Below are 16,526 nucleotides of genomic sequence, written 5' to 3'. Positions count from 1 at the left end.
TTCTTTTTAAGATTCTATAAACTTTCCATCACAAACAGTTAAAGTTAACAATCTGTTCCATTTATTAATCCCGTACCATTTTAAAATTTGATACGGGATGCTTATAGGTATTTAACACTTATCTTAGTATTTATCGGTCCTAAGGAGAAATTTAACCGTCCATTGACCCTTTTGATGCAATAACCCATGTGTATGAATGGACATTTCAGAATTATCGGGTCTGTAATGCTGCAGTTGTGCTGTTATTGTTCCTTTATACACGTTATTACTTACCTTTTTAAATGATTCGGATTGCTCCCGAACTAACGTATGTCCAATCCAAATATGCGGATTTTCGACCAAGCTAGTAGTATCCGGATTAACTTGTATATTCGAATTTGATTGTATCGTATAATGCAACTGGATGTTTTGACCGTGGTTTACTATGGAATAGCTATTGATTGTTAGCCTGATTCCTTTATCCTCGGATGAACCTAATCCCTGACTTGATTGGGCTTCTGCACTAGGAGAAGCAAAGCCAAAGAGCAAGCAAATCAATAAGGGGACACTAAAGAATCGCACGGTATATTTCGGTAGATTCCTCATTTTTCCACCATCCTTATTTCGTTTATATTTTTCGACACTTTAAAAAGTCTTTAAATGAAACAACCTGAGTCCGAATAAAAAGATCGGACTCGGATTGCTTCGAGAAAAACATCATTTCTTTTTGGATAGCCAATCTGCTAATGCTTCTGCCTCTTTACCTTTAGCCAAGCCTGCAGGCATGCGGTCGCCACCGTTTAAGATTTGATTCAATATATCTTGTTTGGACATTGTTTTACCTATGTGTTGAAGATTTGGAGCTGTTGCACCCTGAAGATTATCCCCATGACAAGAAACGCAGCTTCTTTTGTAAACGGCCATCGGGTCAACTTTAACAACATCTGCTTGCCCTTGTAATTTTGCATTTTTATTAATAGCTCCAGGTTTTAACTTACCACCAAGTCCATAAACGACAACCTTCGTACCGCCAGTGATTAACGCTACATATTCTTTGCCGTCAACGGTATAAATGGTAGGTGCCATTTTGATTTGTTTTCCTCCACTGTCCATGCTCCATAACACTTTATTGTTTTTAATATCAAGAGCATTCACTTTTCCGCTCAATTCCCCGTAAAAGGCAAGACCAGTGGCTGTACTTGTGAATCCTCCATACATAGGATCGTCCGTTTTCCTTTGATATACCTTTTTCCCCGTATTCATGTCAATTGCTGTAATGGTACCAGAAGGCTTAACATTCTTTGGTAAAGGAAGTATCTTTGTACCAGGGAATGTATTATTATCTTTCGCTATCTCTTTGGCATCTTTAGCTGCTACCATTAAATTCGGGCTATTAATACCCGGAATAAGCACATAGTTGGTGTCAGGATCATAAGTCTGTGGAGCATAGCTTTCTCCACCTGGTGTACCAGGCCATTGTAGTTTAACTTTACCCTCATCGCTTGGTACGCTCGAATGTTGAATTTTCACAAATGGTACGCCATCATAAATGGTTTTTCCCGTTTTTGCGTCCCATGCATACCACTTTCCATTCTTACCGCCTTCAACCACAACCTTTTGTTTTTTTCCGCCAACCTTTGTATTGAGAATCATAGGTGTCGCAGCAGCGTCATAATCCCATACATCGTGATCTACTTGGGAGGATGCCCACTTAAATTTCCCTGTTTTACTATCCAAAGCAACGATAGAATCGGTGTATGGATTTTTTCCTTTTCTATCTGCATCGTAAAAGTCAGGAGCCGGGTTCCCTACTGCAAAATACATCATATCTGTATCTGGATCGAACGACATTGGCGTCCATACGGAGCCTCCGCCCGTATATTTACCTTTCGCCCAGCTCGTTCCTCTTTTAGGAACGGTCCAAAACGGCTCTTTCCATAACGGTTCGAGGGTATCAGCTTTAAATGCCCAAACAAAACCTCGTGTACCATTATCGCCACCGCTGCTTCCAACGTAAATGTTGCCATCATAATACATTGGTGCCGAAGATTCATAATATCTGTTTTCTAACTTGATAGTAGGTTCATGATCCCAAAAGTTAACCATTTTTATCAGTTTTCCGGTTTTCGCATCAAGTTTAGCAAGACGATTGTCTATCATCAAAACATAAACATTTCCATTAGCTACAGCGACACCTCTACTTGCCACATTAGATTGCCATGGCAAACTATTTAGATGGTCAAGTACATTCTTAGGAGGTGTCCATGCCCAAAGTTTCTTTCCGCTTGCGGCATCAATTGCAAACACATGATTCTTGGCACTAGTCACATACATGACCCCGTCATGCACGACAGGGAAATCCTCTTGTAAATTAGGAACATCCTTATTCCAATCCAAGATATCTTGCTGCCATACAATCCCCATTTTATTCACATTATCTTTTGTAATCTCCTTGTAGGGCACATGTCGGGTATGTTGAAGGTCATAACCCCAATTTGGAAATCCTGTCTCTTTTACTTGATTTGCCTGGTTGGATTTCGTGGTTTGCCCTTGGTTATTTGCATTGTTCTGGTTGTTTTTCGTTTGACAGCCAACAATCACTGTACTGGCCAGCAAAACTAAACCTGTTGCCTTTAAAAAACGCCTCACGAAAATACCCTCCTTACACTGTGAAATTTTCATACTTTTGAATTCTGATGACGGAATGCCTCACCTTGTGCTTTATTCCTCCTTAAAACAATCTTATTTTAATAAGACAATGGTATATTGACCTAAAACTTCTTAAATTATACAAATTGAGAACAACCTCCCCATACTTTTTGTTTGAAATTTGAGCTAGACGCTTTTTACATAATTTTCCGCACAGACGATGACTAATACCTCTGAGCTACTACATACCATACTAATATCAAAAGTTTTATTGACTGAGATGCGTGGACAAAAGCATTTTTAAGCATAAAAAAAACCCCCAGCCAAAATAGCTGAGAGTCTTGCAAACGTCCAAAATTAACGTTTTGAGAATTGTGGCGCGCGACGTGCACCTTTAAGACCGTACTTTTTACGTTCTTTCATACGTGGGTCACGAGTTAATAGACCTGCTGGTTTTAATGTTGCACGGTAACCAGGATCTGCTTGTAGTAACGCACGAGCGATACCATGACGGATCGCACCAGCTTGACCAGTGAATCCACCGCCGTTTACATTTACTAATACATCATAGCTGCCAAGTGTTTCAGTAGCAACTAGTGGTTGTTTAATTACTTCGATTAGAGCTGCAAATGGGATGTAGCTTTCTACATCACGACCGTTAATAACAATGCTGCCGTTACCTGGAACTAGGCGTACACGAGCAACAGAGCTTTTACGACGTCCTGTTCCGATATATTGAACTTGTGCCAAAATAATACCCTCCCTTATTTATTATCCGCGAAGTTCGTACACTTCTGGTTTTTGAGCTTGATGTTGATGTTCTGCACCTGCATAAACATGTAATTTTTTGATCATTTGACGTCCTAGAGAACCTTTTGGAAGCATGCCTTTAATAGCAAGTTCAAGCATTTTCTCAGGATAGTTTGTACGCATTTCGTTTGCTGTACGAGTTTTTAAACCGCCTGCGAATTGAGTATGACGGTAGTAAATTTTGTCAGAAAGTTTTTTACCAGTTAATTCGATTTGAGATGCGTTGATGATAATCACATGGTCACCAGTGTCAACATGTGGTGTGAAAGTTGGTTTATGTTTACCGCGTAAAATAGATGCTACTTCACTAGCTAGGCGACCTAAAGTCTTGCCAGCAGCGTCTACAACATACCATTTACGTTCAACTGTATTTGCATTAGCCATATACGTAGTACGCATTCGTTACCCTCCTAAAAATAAAAAATGTCCATTCTCTTGTATTTATTTCATCACAATAAGTTTCCGGGGCTTATCGTGGGGTTAAAAACAATACCATAGGTTATAATATCTTTTTCTGACAACAATGTCAAGAAAATGTTACACCTGGATTAGTTGTTTTGTGAAAAAAGCGGAACGCCATGCTCATCTGCTTGCCGATAGGCGCTATAGCTAGACTTCTCTAAAAGCGAATATCCATCATTCATAAAACACTTTCCATAAATATAATCCTTCTGGACCTGCTGTTTTGCCAGCTAATTTTCTGTTTTTCTCTTCTATTATTATAGGAATCTGTTCCGGCTTTTTTCTGCCTCTGCCTACTTCCAAGATCGTGCCCATCATAATTCGCACCATATTATATAAAAAGCCATTTCCGACGAATTTAAAAACAAGTTCATCTTTTTCTTGGGTAAAACTAATTTCATGTAAAGTCCTTATCTTACTTGTAACAGTTGTTTTGGCAGAACAAAAGCTCGTAAAGTCATGGGTTCCTAGGAAGTAACCTAGCGCCTTTTCGATAGCTTGTAGATCCAATTTATATGGATAATGATGCGAGTAAAAGCGTTTGAACGGATCCCTTTCCGGACTAGTATATACTCTATAGCGATATTCCTTCCCAACGGCCTTATGTCTGGCATGGAAATCATCCTCCACCAGCTCTGCGCTTTTTACCAAAATATCATCCGGTAATGTCGTATTTAGAACAGTTGGCCACTTATCAACCGGAACATCTAGCGGTGAATCAAAATGGATCACTTGGCCATATGCATGAACACCTGCATCTGTCCTTCCTGAACCTTCCACCAAAATATGCTGCTGCTTATGAATCCGGCGGAGAGCCTTTTCTAGCTCCCCTTGAACCGTGCGATCCTTTGGTTGGATTTGATAACCGCAAAAGCCAGATCCATCATAAGAAATAATACATTTATAACGTGACATAGCGAACCTCGTTATGATCTTAGAATAGTTAAAATTGCTGTAATGAAAATTAATACGATTAGACTTGTAGTATCGGGCAGATGCCACAATAACAGCCGATACTTCGTTCTGCCTTCTCCTCCTCGATATCCTCTTGCTTCCATCGCCGTTGCCAGCTCCTCGGCACGCTTAAAAGAACTAACAAAAAGAGGAATCAATAACGGAACAATTGCTTTAATCCGATCCTTTAGAGGACCACTAGAAAAATCGACCCCTCTGGCCATTTGTGCTTTCATAATTTTATCTGTCTCGTCCATCAGAGTAGGAATAAATCGCAAGGAGATAGACATCATCAAAGCCAGCTCGTGAACAGGGAATTTGATCTTTTTTAAAGGATTTAATAATGTTTCTAAACCATCTGTTAACGAAATTGGCGATGTGGTTAAGGTTAGTAAGGAAGTTACAAATATCAGATTCATAAATCTTAATGAAATAAAAATTCCTTGCTTTACCCCTTCTTCATAGATTTTAATAAATCCAAAATGAAATAGAAGATGACCTTGCCTCGTAAAAAACAAATGCAAAACCAATGTAAATAGGATTAACCAAAGAACCGGCTTTAATCCATTAATAAAAAACCGAAGTGGAATCTTGGAGACAAAAATCAGAAAGAATGTAAAAACCGTTAAAATTGCATAGGTAACAAAATTATTTGCTAAAAAAACTATACAAATAAAGGCGAATACAAATATAAGCTTCGAGCGTGGATCTAAGCGATGTACGATGGAGTCCGCTGGTACATAGCGCCCGAATATCATTTTCTCCATCATGTCCGCACACCTCGCAATTCAACATTCTTTAGGGCTTCCGTTAATTCCTCAATGGTAAGGCAAGTCTTTCCTAACTTCAAATGGAATTTTTCCTCAAATAAATATTGAAAGCGAACAACATCCGGAACGTTAAGACCTAGAGACATTAATTCTTGAGGAGCAGAAAAAATCTCTCGCGGACTTCCTTTTTGTTTTAATTCTCCATGCTGCAAAATAACAATTTCATCCGCATACATAGCGGCATCCTCCATACTGTGTGTAACAAGAATGGTAGTAAGTCCTTTTTCCTTATGCAAATGATAAAACATGTCCATAATCTCTCTACGGCCTCTTGGATCCAAGCCCGCAGTAGGCTCATCCAAAACAAGAACTTCCGGTTCCATCGCTAACACACCTGCAATCGCAACCCTTCTCATTTGTCCTCCAGATAAATCAAACGGTGACTTCTCCAGAACTTCTTCAGGCAAACCAACCTGTGAGATTAGCTCTTTTGCTCGCTTCTGAGCATCTTCTTTTGCTACACCAAAATTCATTGGCCCGAAACATATATCCTTTTCCACTGTCTCTTCAAAAAGCTGATGCTCCGGAAATTGAAAAACAATTCCAACCTTTTGACGTATTGGACGCAATTGTTTTTCCTTTTTACCAGATGTAACAGTACGATCACCGATTGTAATTGTACCAGCAGTCGGCTGCAGCAACGCATTAAGATGTTGTAATAAAGTTGATTTCCCCGAACCTGTATGGCCGATTATTGCTAGAAATGTCCCTTGTGGAATATGGAGATTAATATCATGAAGAGCCCGTCTTTCAAATGGCGTACCTGCTTGGTATTTGTATTCTACTTGTTCAAGTGTAATGTCCATAATGCGTCCACCAATTCTTCTTCTGTTAGATAATATGTTGATAAAGGATAACCTACTTCTTTCAGTGATTTAGACATTTTAATCGAAAAAGGAATATCTAAACCCAATTTTACTAATTCTTCATCCATCTCAAATATTTCACTAGGGGAACCTTCCCCATATACCTTGCCACCGTTCATAATGATAATACGATCTGCTTTTGCGGCTTCTTCCAAATCATGTGTAATGGAAATAACAGTAAGACCTGTTTTATCCTTTAATTCTCGAATCGTATTTACTACCTCTAATCGTCCCTTAGGATCTAACATCGAAGTTGCTTCATCTAATATAATTACATTCGGCCGTAATGCAATGATTCCGGCAATGGCTACTCTTTGCTTTTGTCCTCCTGATAAATGGTGCGGCTCTTGATTCAGAAAGCCTGACATATTGACTTTTTCTAAAGCGTCGTGAACTCTTTCAACCATCAGTTCTCGCGGTATTCCGTTATTTTCTAAACCAAAAGCCACATCATCCTGAACTGTTGTTCCAACAAACTGATTATCTGGATTTTGGAAGACCATCCCGATTCTTTTCCTTACATCCCAGACAGTCTCTTCTGATAATGAAATACCATCTACTATAACGTCCCCTTTTTCCGGGAAATGAAGTCCGTTTAAAAGCTTGGCCAATGTTGATTTCCCCGAACCATTATGACCAACAATAGCAAGCCATTCCCCCTCCATCACTTGCAGGGAGATATCTTCTAATGCGTAATTTTCCTGGCCTTCATATTTAAAAAATATATTATTTATTGTAATTATTGGTTCTGCCAACTTCTTTCCTCCTCATTCTAAGCTAGTCTAATCTAGTCTGATGTTTTCTTTCTCTGCTCTTCTATTATGTCATTAAAAAGGAGAATTTACATAATAAATAAAAAAGCCCGCACCCCTCTCCAAGGTTGTGCGCGCCCTTTTTATCATAACTCTTACATAAGAGATGGAGAGGGATACAAGGAGCTAGACGGGACACCTAATAAAAGAGAGATGCCCATCGTAACACTCTAATAGCTTTAACATTATACAAAAAGGGCATTGAAGCAGTTATGAATAACTGTCCTGCCCTTGATGTAAAAAAATATTATACTAATTCAATAATTACTACAGGTGCACCGTCACCGCGACGAGGTCCAAGTTTCATAATACGAGTGTATCCACCTTGGCGTTCTTGGTAGCGAGTTGCAATGTCACCGAATAGCTTTTGAACAGCATCTTCGTTTGTTTCAGCATTTGCTACTTCATGGCGAATATATGCAGCTGCTTGACGACGTGCGTGTAAATCACCACGTTTACCAAGTGTAATCATCTTTTCAACAACTGAACGTAATTCTTTAGCACGAGCTTCAGTTGTTTCGATGCGTTCGTTGATGATTAAGTCAGTTGCTAAATCACGAAGTAATGCTTTACGTTGGGCACTTGTACGTCCTAACTTTCTGTAAGGCATGAAGTTTCCCTCCCTTGTTGAATTATACTTTTTTCATCAATCGTCTTTTCTTAAGCCTAAACCAAGTTCTTCTAACTTAGCTTTTACTTCTTCTAAAGACTTGCGACCTAAGTTACGTACTTTCATCATATCTTCTTCAGTCTTGTTAGCTAATTCCTGAACAGTGTTGATTCCGGCACGTTTTAAACAGTTATAGGAACGAACGGAAAGATCTAATTCTTCAATGGTCATTTCAAGAACCTTTTCTTTCTGATCCTCTTCTTTTTCAACCATGATCTCAGCATTTTGAGCCTCATCCGTTAATCCGACAAAGATATTTAAATGTTCATTTAAAATCTTTGCACCAAGAGAAATGGCTTCTTTTGGTCCAATGCTGCCATCAGTCCAAACATCGAGTGAGAGCTTGTCAAAATTGGACATTTGTCCTACACGTGTATTTTCCACTTGGTAATTTACACGTTGAACAGGAGTATAAATAGAGTCGATAGGAATAACTCCGATAGGGAGATCTTCACGCTTATTAAGATCTGCCGGTGTATAGCCGCGACCTCTTGTTGCAGTCATACGCATACGGAAATGAGCATTCTTTGCCAATGTAGCAATATATAAATCTGGATTTAAGATTTCTACATCACTATCATGCGTAATATCTGCAGCTGTTACAACTCCTTCTCCCTGTACATCAATTTCAAGCGTCTTCTCTTCGTCAGAATAAATTTTCAATGCTAGCTTTTTAAGATTTAGGATAATAGATGTAACATCTTCTACGACGCCTTCAATTGTTGAGAACTCATGCATTACCCCATCTATTTGAATAGACGTGACAGCGGCACCTGGGAGTGAGGATAATAGGATACGACGTAAGGAGTTACCCAAAGTTGTACCATATCCACGCTCAAGCGGTTCTACGACGAACTTTCCATAAGATGCATCATCGTTGACCTCAACCGTTTCAATTTTTGGTTTTTCAATTTCAATCATTCAAATTTACCCTCCTTCAAAACGTCGAAACCCCGGTAAGAATCTAATTCTAATAACCCGAAATTCCCCATGTATACATTCCCGTTTGTGCACAACAACTGGATTAATCTTATCTGTTTCAAAAACATATCATATCCCATTATAGACAGGGATACAAAATCTCATACAGAAAAAATTAAACACGACGGCGTTTTGGTGGGCGACATCCATTATGTGGAACTGGTGTTACATCTTTAATAGCTGTTACTTCTAATCCTGCAGCTTGAAGAGCACGGATTGCAGCTTCACGACCTGCACCAGGACCTTTAACAGTTACTTCAAGAGTTTTCATACCATGCTCCATAGAAGCTTTTGCTGCTGTTTCAGCTGCCATTTGTGCTGCGAATGGAGTAGATTTACGAGAACCTTTAAATCCTAATGCACCCGCACTTGACCAAGCAAGAGCATTACCATGTGGATCTGTAATAGTTACAATTGTATTGTTAAATGTAGAACGAATGTGTGCAACACCTGATTCGATATTCTTTTTCACACGACGTTTACGAGTATTAGTTTTGCGTGCCATTCTATTAAGAAACCTCCTTTACTAATTATTTCTTTTTACCTGCAACAGTTTTACGAGGACCTTTACGAGTACGAGCATTGTTCTTCGTATTTTGACCGCGAACTGGTAAGCCACGACGATGGCGTAAACCACGGTAAGAACCAATTTCCATTAAACGTTTGATGTTTAAAGAAACCTCACGGCGAAGGTCACCTTCTACTTTAAGTTTATCGATAATATCGCGAATTTTATTTAACTCTTCTTCTGTTAAATCACGAACGCGAGTATCCTCAGATACACCTGCTTCAGCTAGAACCTTTTGAGCAGTTGGTTTACCAATACCATAGACATAAGTTAATGAGATCACTACACGCTTATCACGTGGAATGTCAACACCTGCAATACGTGCCATTGAAAAAGCGCACCTCCTTCAAATTATCCTTGTTTTTGTTTATGTTTAGGGTTCTCACAAATAACCATAACTTTACCTCTTCTGCGAATAACTTTACATTTTTCGCAGATTGGCTTTACTGATGGTCTGACTTTCATTTGTCTTTACCTCCTTAACAGTACGGAGTGCATTCATATTATTTATAACGATACGTAATTCTTCCGCGTGTCAAATCATATGGAGAAAGCTCAACCGTAACTTTATCTCCTGGTAAAATACGAATAAAGTGCATTCTGATTTTACCGGATACATGCGCTAAAACGGTATGGCCATTCTCTAATTCTACCTTAAACATTGCATTTGGCAAAGTTTCACTTACAGTACCTTCAACCTCGATAACATCGTCTTTCGCCACCGAACCAGTCTCCCTTCTATCTAACATTTGGGACCACATTTAATACCTCTTTTAGGAGGTATTGGTGTGTCTTCATGTAATTCTTGACCAATCCTATGTTCGGCATACTTGCCAACACGGAAAAAGCCCTTTTGCTACGACAATTAATGAATCGCATGAGAGATGTTCGAAAGACGCTCACCAGGCTTTCATTCTTGTAAGCCATGATTAGTGATTTCTCAAGTCACCTCTAATAGCTTCCCGGTTTCTATGTCAATTGTACCTAAAGGATAGGTCAATAAAGAATCACCATGACAGCCATTATAAATTAACATCGCAAAAGATGCTAGATGATTCCATCTTAAGAACGATCTTATGAAATATAAAGAACAAATTTCTTTGTTCATTTAAGCACATATGCACCCACGCATTTCATTATAACGTTTATAAGAAGGAATTGCATCAAACCTTAAAAGAAATTTTTCAGCAATTACATCCAATTCAGTGTTGTAATTCCTATTTTATTGGAAAATTATTAGCTTAGAAGATTATTTTGATAAACCTTCTAGCAAATTTTCAATATCAGCAAATACTTTATTAATATCTTGCTGACCGTTAATCGTACGCAAATATCCTTTTTGCTCATAAAAATCAAGTAGTGGCTGAGTTTGCTTAATGTTAACCTCTAAACGGTTTTGAACAGTTTCTTCATTATCATCAGCTCTTTGATATAATTCTCCGCCGCATCGATCACAAACACCCGGATTAGCAGGAGGATTAAAGACAAGATGATATGTGGCACCGCAATTTTTACAAATACGACGACCAGTTAAACGCTCCATTAAAATATCTTTGTCTACTTGAATATTTACACAAAAATCTATTTGCTTATTCAAATCAGTAAGAATTGCTTCTAGGCTTTCAGCTTGCGGAACTGTTCTTGGGAAACCATCAAGTAAGAAACCATCTTCACAATCCTTTTTGCTTAATCGTTCTCGAACAATGCCGATTGTAACTTCATCTGGAACAAGCTCACCTTTATCCATAAAGGACTTGGCTTTTACACCTAGCTCCGTGCCCTCTTTTATAGCAGCGCGGAACATATCTCCAGTGGAGATGTGTGGAATATGATACTTATCCACGATTCGTTCGGCTTGTGTTCCTTTTCCGGCACCGGGAAGACCCATTAACACTAAATTCACCAGTACTTCCCCCTTAAGACTTAATCCATGTTTTAGGAACAAGCGACCTGCTCCTAAAACATAGTATTACTTAATAAAACCTTTATAATGACGCTTTACAAGCTGTGATTCTAATTGTTTCATTGTATCAAGTGCCACACCGATCATAACAAGTAAGCTTGTTCCACCGATTTGAACTGCCGGCGGTAACCCTGCAATCGAAGTGAATATTACCGGTAAAATCGATACAACTGCAAGGAAAATAGATCCTACAAATGTTAAGCGATACAATACACGTGTAAGATATTCTTGTGTACTTTTGCCAGGTCGAATTCCCGGAATATATCCGCCTTGTTTCTTCAGATTATCAGCCATTTGTTCTGGATTCACTTGAACAAACGCATAGAAATAAGTGAAAGCTATAATTAACGCAACATAGATTATAGCACCCACCGGTTTCGTATAATCGAATACCCACTGAATCGTATCTGTTACATTGTTGGAACCAAAGAAAGATGCGATTGTTCTTGGTGCTACGATAAACGATACCGCAAAGATAACTGGAATAACCCCTGCTGCATTTACTTTTAATGGTAAATGAGTCGTTTGTCCCCCAACAGGATTACGACCTGCAAGACGTTGTGCATATTGAATTGGAATTTTACGTAAAGCTTGTTGTACGAATATTACTCCAACTACAATTGCTATCACAACTAAAATAATAAGTAATAAGATTATAATTTTTAAAAATAACTGTTGACCAGCATTTTTAAATTGTTGCTCAAATACTTGGCTAATCATGTTTGGCACTCTGGCAACAATACCTGCGGCAATTAGAATAGAAATTCCGTTACCAACACCATATGCCGTAATTTGCTCACCTACCCACATTAAAAATGCAGTACCGGCAGTCAAAACAATAGCTATGATCAGATAAGTTCCCCAGTTAGGATTCAAAATTAACTGCCCTTGTGTCAAGGAGTTGAATCCATATGCCATACCGAGGCCTTCTATAAAAGCAAGAATGATTGTGAAGTAACGTGTAAATTGAGCTAATTTACGACGTCCCACTTCACCTTGTTTAGACCATTCCGTAAACTTAGGAATAACATCCATTTGCAATAACTGAATAATGATGGAAGCGGTGATATACGGCATAATTCCCATCGCAAATAGTGAGAATTTATAAAGCGCTCCACCGCCAAATGTATTTAGGATATTGAAAAATCCATTTTGATCATTCGCTTCCAATGCAGCCGCATTTACAAATGGAACAGGAATGTAAGCTCCAATTCTAAAAACAACTAACATTAAAAGAGTAAAGAAAACTTTACGTCTAATATCACGCACACGCATAAAATTGGAGATTGTTGAGAACATTAAATCACCTCGGTAGTTCCGCCAGCAGCTTCAATTGCTTCTTTAGCAGCAGAGGAGAATTTGTGAGCTTTTACTGTTACTTTTTTCTCAAGCTTACCATTAGCAAGAATTTTCACTCCTGCTTTCTCTTTGCTTACAACACCTGTTTCGATAAGAAGAGCCGGTGTAATTTCAGTACCGTCTTCAAAGCGATTTAATGCATCAAGATTAACGATAGCATAATCTTTACGGTTGATATTAGTGAAACCGCGTTTTGGTAAACGGCGGAATAAAGGTGTTTGACCACCTTCAAAACCAAGACGAACTCCGCCACCTGAACGAGCGTTTTGACCTTTATGGCCTTTACCAGCTGTCTTACCATTTCCGGAACCAATTCCACGACCAACACGATTACGCTGTTTGCGTGATCCTTCTGCAGGTTGTAATTCATGAAGTTTCATTTGTCGGCACCTCCTTGTATAAGAAAAATTAGATTACTGTTCTTTTACTGTTACAAGATGAGCAACTTTAGTGACCATACCACGGATAGCGGCATTATCTTCATGCTCAACAGTTTGATTTACTTTACGCAAACCAAGAGCTTTAACTGTGTCACGTTGATCCTGAGGACGACCGATCAAGCTGCGAGTGAGGGTAATTGCTAATTTGTTTGCCATTATAATTCCCTCCTTATCCTAACAGTTCTTCTACTGATTTATTACGTAATTTTGCAACATCTTCTGCACGCTTCAATTGTTTAACACCCTCGATTGTTGCACGAATCATATTAATAGGTGTGTTAGAACCTAAAGATTTAGATGTGATATCAGCTACCCCAGCTAATTCAAGTACCGCACGCACTGGACCGCCGGCGATAACACCAGTACCTGGTGAACCTGGCTTCATAAGAATAGAACCAGCACCAAAACGACCGATCACTTCGTGTGGAATTGTTGTACCTACCATAGGTACTTCAACTAAGTTTTTCTTAGCATCTTCAACCGCTTTACGAATTGCATCAGGTACCTCTTGTGCTTTTCCAGTTCCGAAACCAACATGGCCGTTTCTATCTCCTACAACGACTAGTGCAGAGAAACGGAAGCGACGTCCACCTTTAACAACTTTCGCAACACGGTTAACAGTAACAACGCGTTCTTCTAATTCAAGTTTGTTAGGATCAATGTTACGCATCTATTTGTCCCTCCTTTTTCTATTAAAATTCTAGTCCGTTTTCACGAGCTGCATCAGCAAGAGCTTTAATACGTCCGTGATAGAGATATCCACCACGATCGAATACAACAGATGTATAGCCTTTTTCTACAGCACGTTTAGCGATAAGTTCGCCAACTTTCTGAGCAGCCTCAACATTGCTTGTAGATTCTAAGCTAAGGTCTTTATCAAGTGTTGATGCACTAGCTAATGTAACGCCACTTAAATCATCGATCAATTGTGCATAAATGTTTTTGTTAGAACGATATACGTTTAAACGAGGACGTGTCGCAGTACCACTTAATTTAGCGCGAACACGAGCATGTCTTTTTTTACGTACTTGATTCTTATCTGGCTTAGTGATCATTTGTGGGTCACTCCTTTCTACTGTCTACGCAGCATTATTTACCTGTTTTACCTTCTTTTCTACGTACATATTCGCCTTCGTAACGAATACCTTTACCTTTATAAGGCTCTGGCGGACGAACGTCACGAATATTAGCAGCTAACGCACCAACGCGTTCTTTACTTGTACCTTTTACAATTACTTTTGTATTGGAAGGTACTTCGATCTCAAGACCGCTTTCAGGTTCAAATTCAACAGGATGAGAATAACCAACGTTCAATACAAGTTTGTTACCTTGTTTTTGAGCACGGTATCCAACACCGACTAATTCTAAAGTTTTTTCATATCCTTTTGAAACACCTTCAACCATGTTTGAAAGCAAAGCACGAGTCGTACCATGTAATGCACGATGTGCTTTTGAATCAGAAGGACGAGTAACATTGATTACATTTTCTTCAACGTTAATTCCGATTTCAGGGTTAAATCCGCGAGAAAGCTCGCCTTTAGGACCCTTCACTGTTACATTGTTATTTCCGTCTACTGTAATCGTTACACCAGATGGAATCTCAATAGGTTTTTTACCTACACGGGACATTTACCTGCACCTCCGTTCATTTCAAGTATTACCAAACGTAAGCTAGTACTTCTCCACCAACTTGTTTGTTACGAGCTTCTTTATCTGTTAGTACACCTTGAGAAGTAGATACGATTGCTATTCCAAGGCCGTTAAGAACTTTAGGAACCTCATCAGCTTTTGCATATACACGTAATCCAGGTTTACTGATACGTTTAATGCCAGTGATTACACGCTCATTGTTAGCGCCGTATTTTAAGAAGATACGGATGATTCCTTGCTTGTTATCTTCGATATATTCAACATCACGAACGAAACCTTCACGCTTTAGAATTTCAGCAACATCTCTTTTGATTTTAGAAGCAGGAACTTCTAATTTTTCGTGACGCACCATGTTTGCATTTCGAATACGAGTAAGCAAATCTGCGATTGGATCTGTCATTACCATAAGTTTTTACCTCCTTCCCAAATTCGGGTTTTACCAGCTAGCTTTTTTAACACCAGGAATTTGACCCTTGTATGCGAGTTCACGGAAACAAATACGGCAAAGTTTGAATTTGCGAATTACTGAATGTGGACGGCCACAACGTTCGCAGCGTGTATAAGCTTGCACTTCAAACTTAGGTGTGCGCTTTTGTTTCACGATCATAGATTTTTTAGCCACGTTTTCGCCTCCCTTTTTTTAGCGATTACTTTTGAAATGGCATTCCGAATAGAGTTAATAACTCACGAGCTTCTTCATCTGTATTAGCAGTTGTTACGATAACAATGTCCATACCGCGAACTTTGCTTACTTTATCGTAATCAATCTCAGGGAAGATAAGCTGTTCTTTAACACCAAGTGTATAGTTTCCACGGCCGTCAAATGACTTCTTAGAAATACCGCGGAAGTCACGTACACGTGGAAGTGAAACTGAAATTAATTTATCAAGGAATTCATACATACGCTCTCCACGAAGAGTTACTTTACATCCAATTGGCATACCTTCACGAAGACGGAATCCAGCGATGGAGTTTTTCGCTCTTGTGATAACTGGTTTTTGACCAGTAATTAATGTTAATTCCTCGACAGCATTGTCAAGTACTTTTGAGTTTTGAACTGCATCACCAACACCCATGTTGATAACGATTTTTTCAATTTTAGGTACTTGCATTACTGATTTATAATTGAATTTGCTTGTTAAAGCAGGAGTTAATTCTTTTTCGTATTTTTCCTTTAGGCGGTTCATGTAGTGTACCTCCCTTCATCTAAGAACTATTTATCTAAAACTTCACCAGATTTTTTCGCTACACGTACTTTTTTGCCATTTACTTCTTGATAACCAACACGAGTTGGCTCATTTGATTTTGGATCTACTACCATTACGTTTGATACGTGAATAGGTGCTTCTTGGCTAATGATTCCACCTTGTGGGTTAACTTGTGAAGGCTTGGAATGTTTTTTAACAATGTTTACACCTTCGACAATCACACGGTCTTTTTTAGGAAATGCAGCAAGGATTACACCTGTTTTTCCTTTATCTTTACCTGTAATAACCATTACTTTGTCGCCTTTTTTTACATGCATCTTAATCG

Annotated in this window: 25 protein-coding genes; all 25 read right to left on the bottom strand. The window is 38.9% G+C overall.

Features of this window, described 5'->3' with window-relative positions:
• Window positions 1-123: 123 nt before the first annotated feature.
• Window positions 124-585, bottom strand: a complete 462-nt coding sequence (locus NSQ59_RS00890; protein WP_055737832.1) for a hypothetical protein — start codon at window positions 583-585, stop codon at window positions 124-126.
• 111 nt (window positions 586-696) lie between these two features.
• Window positions 697-2,628: an outer membrane protein assembly factor BamB family protein gene (locus NSQ59_RS00885; protein ID WP_055737831.1), complete on the bottom strand. Its 1,932-nt coding sequence runs from the start codon at window positions 2,626-2,628 to the stop codon at window positions 697-699.
• 357 nt (window positions 2,629-2,985) lie between these two features.
• The gene (gene rpsI / locus NSQ59_RS00880; protein WP_055737830.1) at window positions 2,986-3,378 is read right to left on the bottom strand and encodes a 30S ribosomal protein S9; all 393 of its coding nucleotides are present in this window, start codon (window positions 3,376-3,378) and stop codon (window positions 2,986-2,988) included.
• Between the two features lie 21 nt (window positions 3,379-3,399).
• On the bottom strand, window positions 3,400-3,837 hold the full coding sequence (gene rplM, locus NSQ59_RS00875) for a 50S ribosomal protein L13 (RefSeq protein ID WP_055737829.1): 438 nt from the start codon (window positions 3,835-3,837) through the stop codon (window positions 3,400-3,402).
• A 237-nt stretch (window positions 3,838-4,074) separates the two neighbouring features.
• Entirely contained in the window at window positions 4,075-4,815 is a 741-nt protein-coding gene (gene truA, locus NSQ59_RS00870; RefSeq protein WP_055737828.1) for a tRNA pseudouridine(38-40) synthase TruA, read from the bottom strand.
• A gap of 11 nt (window positions 4,816-4,826) precedes the next feature.
• Window positions 4,827-5,624: an energy-coupling factor transporter transmembrane component T family protein gene (locus tag NSQ59_RS00865; protein ID WP_055737827.1), complete on the bottom strand. Its 798-nt coding sequence runs from the start codon at window positions 5,622-5,624 to the stop codon at window positions 4,827-4,829.
• Window positions 5,621-6,490, bottom strand: coding sequence for an energy-coupling factor ABC transporter ATP-binding protein (locus tag NSQ59_RS00860; protein ID WP_055737826.1), 870 nt, complete (start codon window positions 6,488-6,490; stop codon window positions 5,621-5,623). Before NSQ59_RS00860 ends, NSQ59_RS00865 begins: the two co-directional genes overlap by 4 nt.
• The gene (locus tag NSQ59_RS00855) at window positions 6,466-7,305 is read right to left on the bottom strand and encodes an energy-coupling factor ABC transporter ATP-binding protein (protein WP_055737825.1); all 840 of its coding nucleotides are present in this window, start codon (window positions 7,303-7,305) and stop codon (window positions 6,466-6,468) included. Before NSQ59_RS00855 ends, NSQ59_RS00860 begins: the two co-directional genes overlap by 25 nt.
• A 304-nt stretch (window positions 7,306-7,609) precedes the next feature.
• Window positions 7,610-7,972, bottom strand: a complete 363-nt coding sequence (gene rplQ / locus NSQ59_RS00850; RefSeq protein WP_055737824.1) for a 50S ribosomal protein L17 — start codon at window positions 7,970-7,972, stop codon at window positions 7,610-7,612.
• Window positions 7,973-8,008: 36 nt separating this feature from the next.
• The gene (locus tag NSQ59_RS00845; protein WP_055737823.1) at window positions 8,009-8,953 is read right to left on the bottom strand and encodes a DNA-directed RNA polymerase subunit alpha; all 945 of its coding nucleotides are present in this window, start codon (window positions 8,951-8,953) and stop codon (window positions 8,009-8,011) included.
• Between the two features lie 175 nt (window positions 8,954-9,128).
• Window positions 9,129-9,518 carry a 30S ribosomal protein S11 gene (rpsK, locus tag NSQ59_RS00840; protein ID WP_055737822.1) on the bottom strand — a complete coding sequence of 130 codons (390 nt, stop codon included), beginning with the start codon at window positions 9,516-9,518 and terminating at the stop codon, window positions 9,129-9,131.
• A 25-nt stretch (window positions 9,519-9,543) separates the two neighbouring features.
• Window positions 9,544-9,909, bottom strand: coding sequence for a 30S ribosomal protein S13 (gene rpsM, locus NSQ59_RS00835; RefSeq protein WP_055737821.1), 366 nt, complete (start codon window positions 9,907-9,909; stop codon window positions 9,544-9,546).
• 23 nt (window positions 9,910-9,932) lie between these two features.
• Window positions 9,933-10,046, bottom strand: a complete 114-nt coding sequence (gene rpmJ, locus NSQ59_RS00830) for a 50S ribosomal protein L36 (RefSeq protein ID WP_000868344.1) — start codon at window positions 10,044-10,046, stop codon at window positions 9,933-9,935.
• A 38-nt stretch (window positions 10,047-10,084) separates the two neighbouring features.
• Complete coding sequence (infA, locus tag NSQ59_RS00825; protein ID WP_055741079.1) at window positions 10,085-10,303, bottom strand: translation initiation factor IF-1; 219 nt, start codon at window positions 10,301-10,303, stop codon at window positions 10,085-10,087.
• Window positions 10,304-10,830: 527 nt separating this feature from the next.
• Window positions 10,831-11,484 (bottom strand): adenylate kinase, encoded by a 654-nt coding sequence (locus tag NSQ59_RS00820; RefSeq protein ID WP_055737820.1) that lies wholly within the window; start codon window positions 11,482-11,484, stop codon window positions 10,831-10,833.
• Between the two features lie 66 nt (window positions 11,485-11,550).
• Window positions 11,551-12,843, bottom strand: coding sequence for a preprotein translocase subunit SecY (gene secY / locus NSQ59_RS00815; protein WP_055737819.1), 1,293 nt, complete (start codon window positions 12,841-12,843; stop codon window positions 11,551-11,553).
• The gene (gene rplO / locus NSQ59_RS00810; protein ID WP_055737818.1) at window positions 12,843-13,283 is read right to left on the bottom strand and encodes a 50S ribosomal protein L15; all 441 of its coding nucleotides are present in this window, start codon (window positions 13,281-13,283) and stop codon (window positions 12,843-12,845) included. The genes secY and rplO overlap by 1 nt, the downstream gene beginning before the upstream one ends.
• Before the next feature lie 33 nt (window positions 13,284-13,316).
• A complete protein-coding gene (gene rpmD / locus NSQ59_RS00805; RefSeq protein WP_055737817.1) occupies window positions 13,317-13,499 on the bottom strand; it encodes a 50S ribosomal protein L30 in 183 nt (60 codons plus the stop codon).
• A gap of 13 nt (window positions 13,500-13,512) precedes the next feature.
• Window positions 13,513-14,013, bottom strand: a complete 501-nt coding sequence (gene rpsE, locus NSQ59_RS00800; protein WP_055737816.1) for a 30S ribosomal protein S5 — start codon at window positions 14,011-14,013, stop codon at window positions 13,513-13,515.
• 22 nt (window positions 14,014-14,035) lie between these two features.
• Window positions 14,036-14,398, bottom strand: a complete 363-nt coding sequence (gene rplR, locus NSQ59_RS00795; protein WP_055737815.1) for a 50S ribosomal protein L18 — start codon at window positions 14,396-14,398, stop codon at window positions 14,036-14,038.
• 34 nt (window positions 14,399-14,432) lie between these two features.
• Window positions 14,433-14,972 (bottom strand): 50S ribosomal protein L6, encoded by a 540-nt coding sequence (rplF, locus tag NSQ59_RS00790; RefSeq protein ID WP_055737814.1) that lies wholly within the window; start codon window positions 14,970-14,972, stop codon window positions 14,433-14,435.
• A gap of 28 nt (window positions 14,973-15,000) precedes the next feature.
• Window positions 15,001-15,399, bottom strand: a complete 399-nt coding sequence (gene rpsH, locus NSQ59_RS00785; protein ID WP_055737813.1) for a 30S ribosomal protein S8 — start codon at window positions 15,397-15,399, stop codon at window positions 15,001-15,003.
• 30 nt (window positions 15,400-15,429) lie between these two features.
• Entirely contained in the window at window positions 15,430-15,615 is a 186-nt protein-coding gene (locus NSQ59_RS00780) for a type Z 30S ribosomal protein S14 (RefSeq protein ID WP_055737812.1), read from the bottom strand.
• A gap of 25 nt (window positions 15,616-15,640) precedes the next feature.
• A complete protein-coding gene (gene rplE, locus NSQ59_RS00775; RefSeq protein WP_055737811.1) occupies window positions 15,641-16,180 on the bottom strand; it encodes a 50S ribosomal protein L5 in 540 nt (179 codons plus the stop codon).
• Window positions 16,181-16,206: 26 nt separating this feature from the next.
• Window positions 16,207-16,518, bottom strand: a complete 312-nt coding sequence (gene rplX / locus NSQ59_RS00770; protein ID WP_055737810.1) for a 50S ribosomal protein L24 — start codon at window positions 16,516-16,518, stop codon at window positions 16,207-16,209.
• Between the last annotated feature and the right edge of the window lie 8 nt (window positions 16,519-16,526).

Origin of the sequence: Margalitia sp. FSL K6-0131, assembly GCF_038008735.1 — a bacterium.
GTDB classification, from domain to species: domain Bacteria; phylum Bacillota; class Bacilli; order Bacillales; family Bacillaceae_C; genus Margalitia; species Margalitia shackletonii.
Note: the sequence above shows the minus strand (reverse complement) of the source record. Positions and strands in the feature narration are given on the sequence as shown.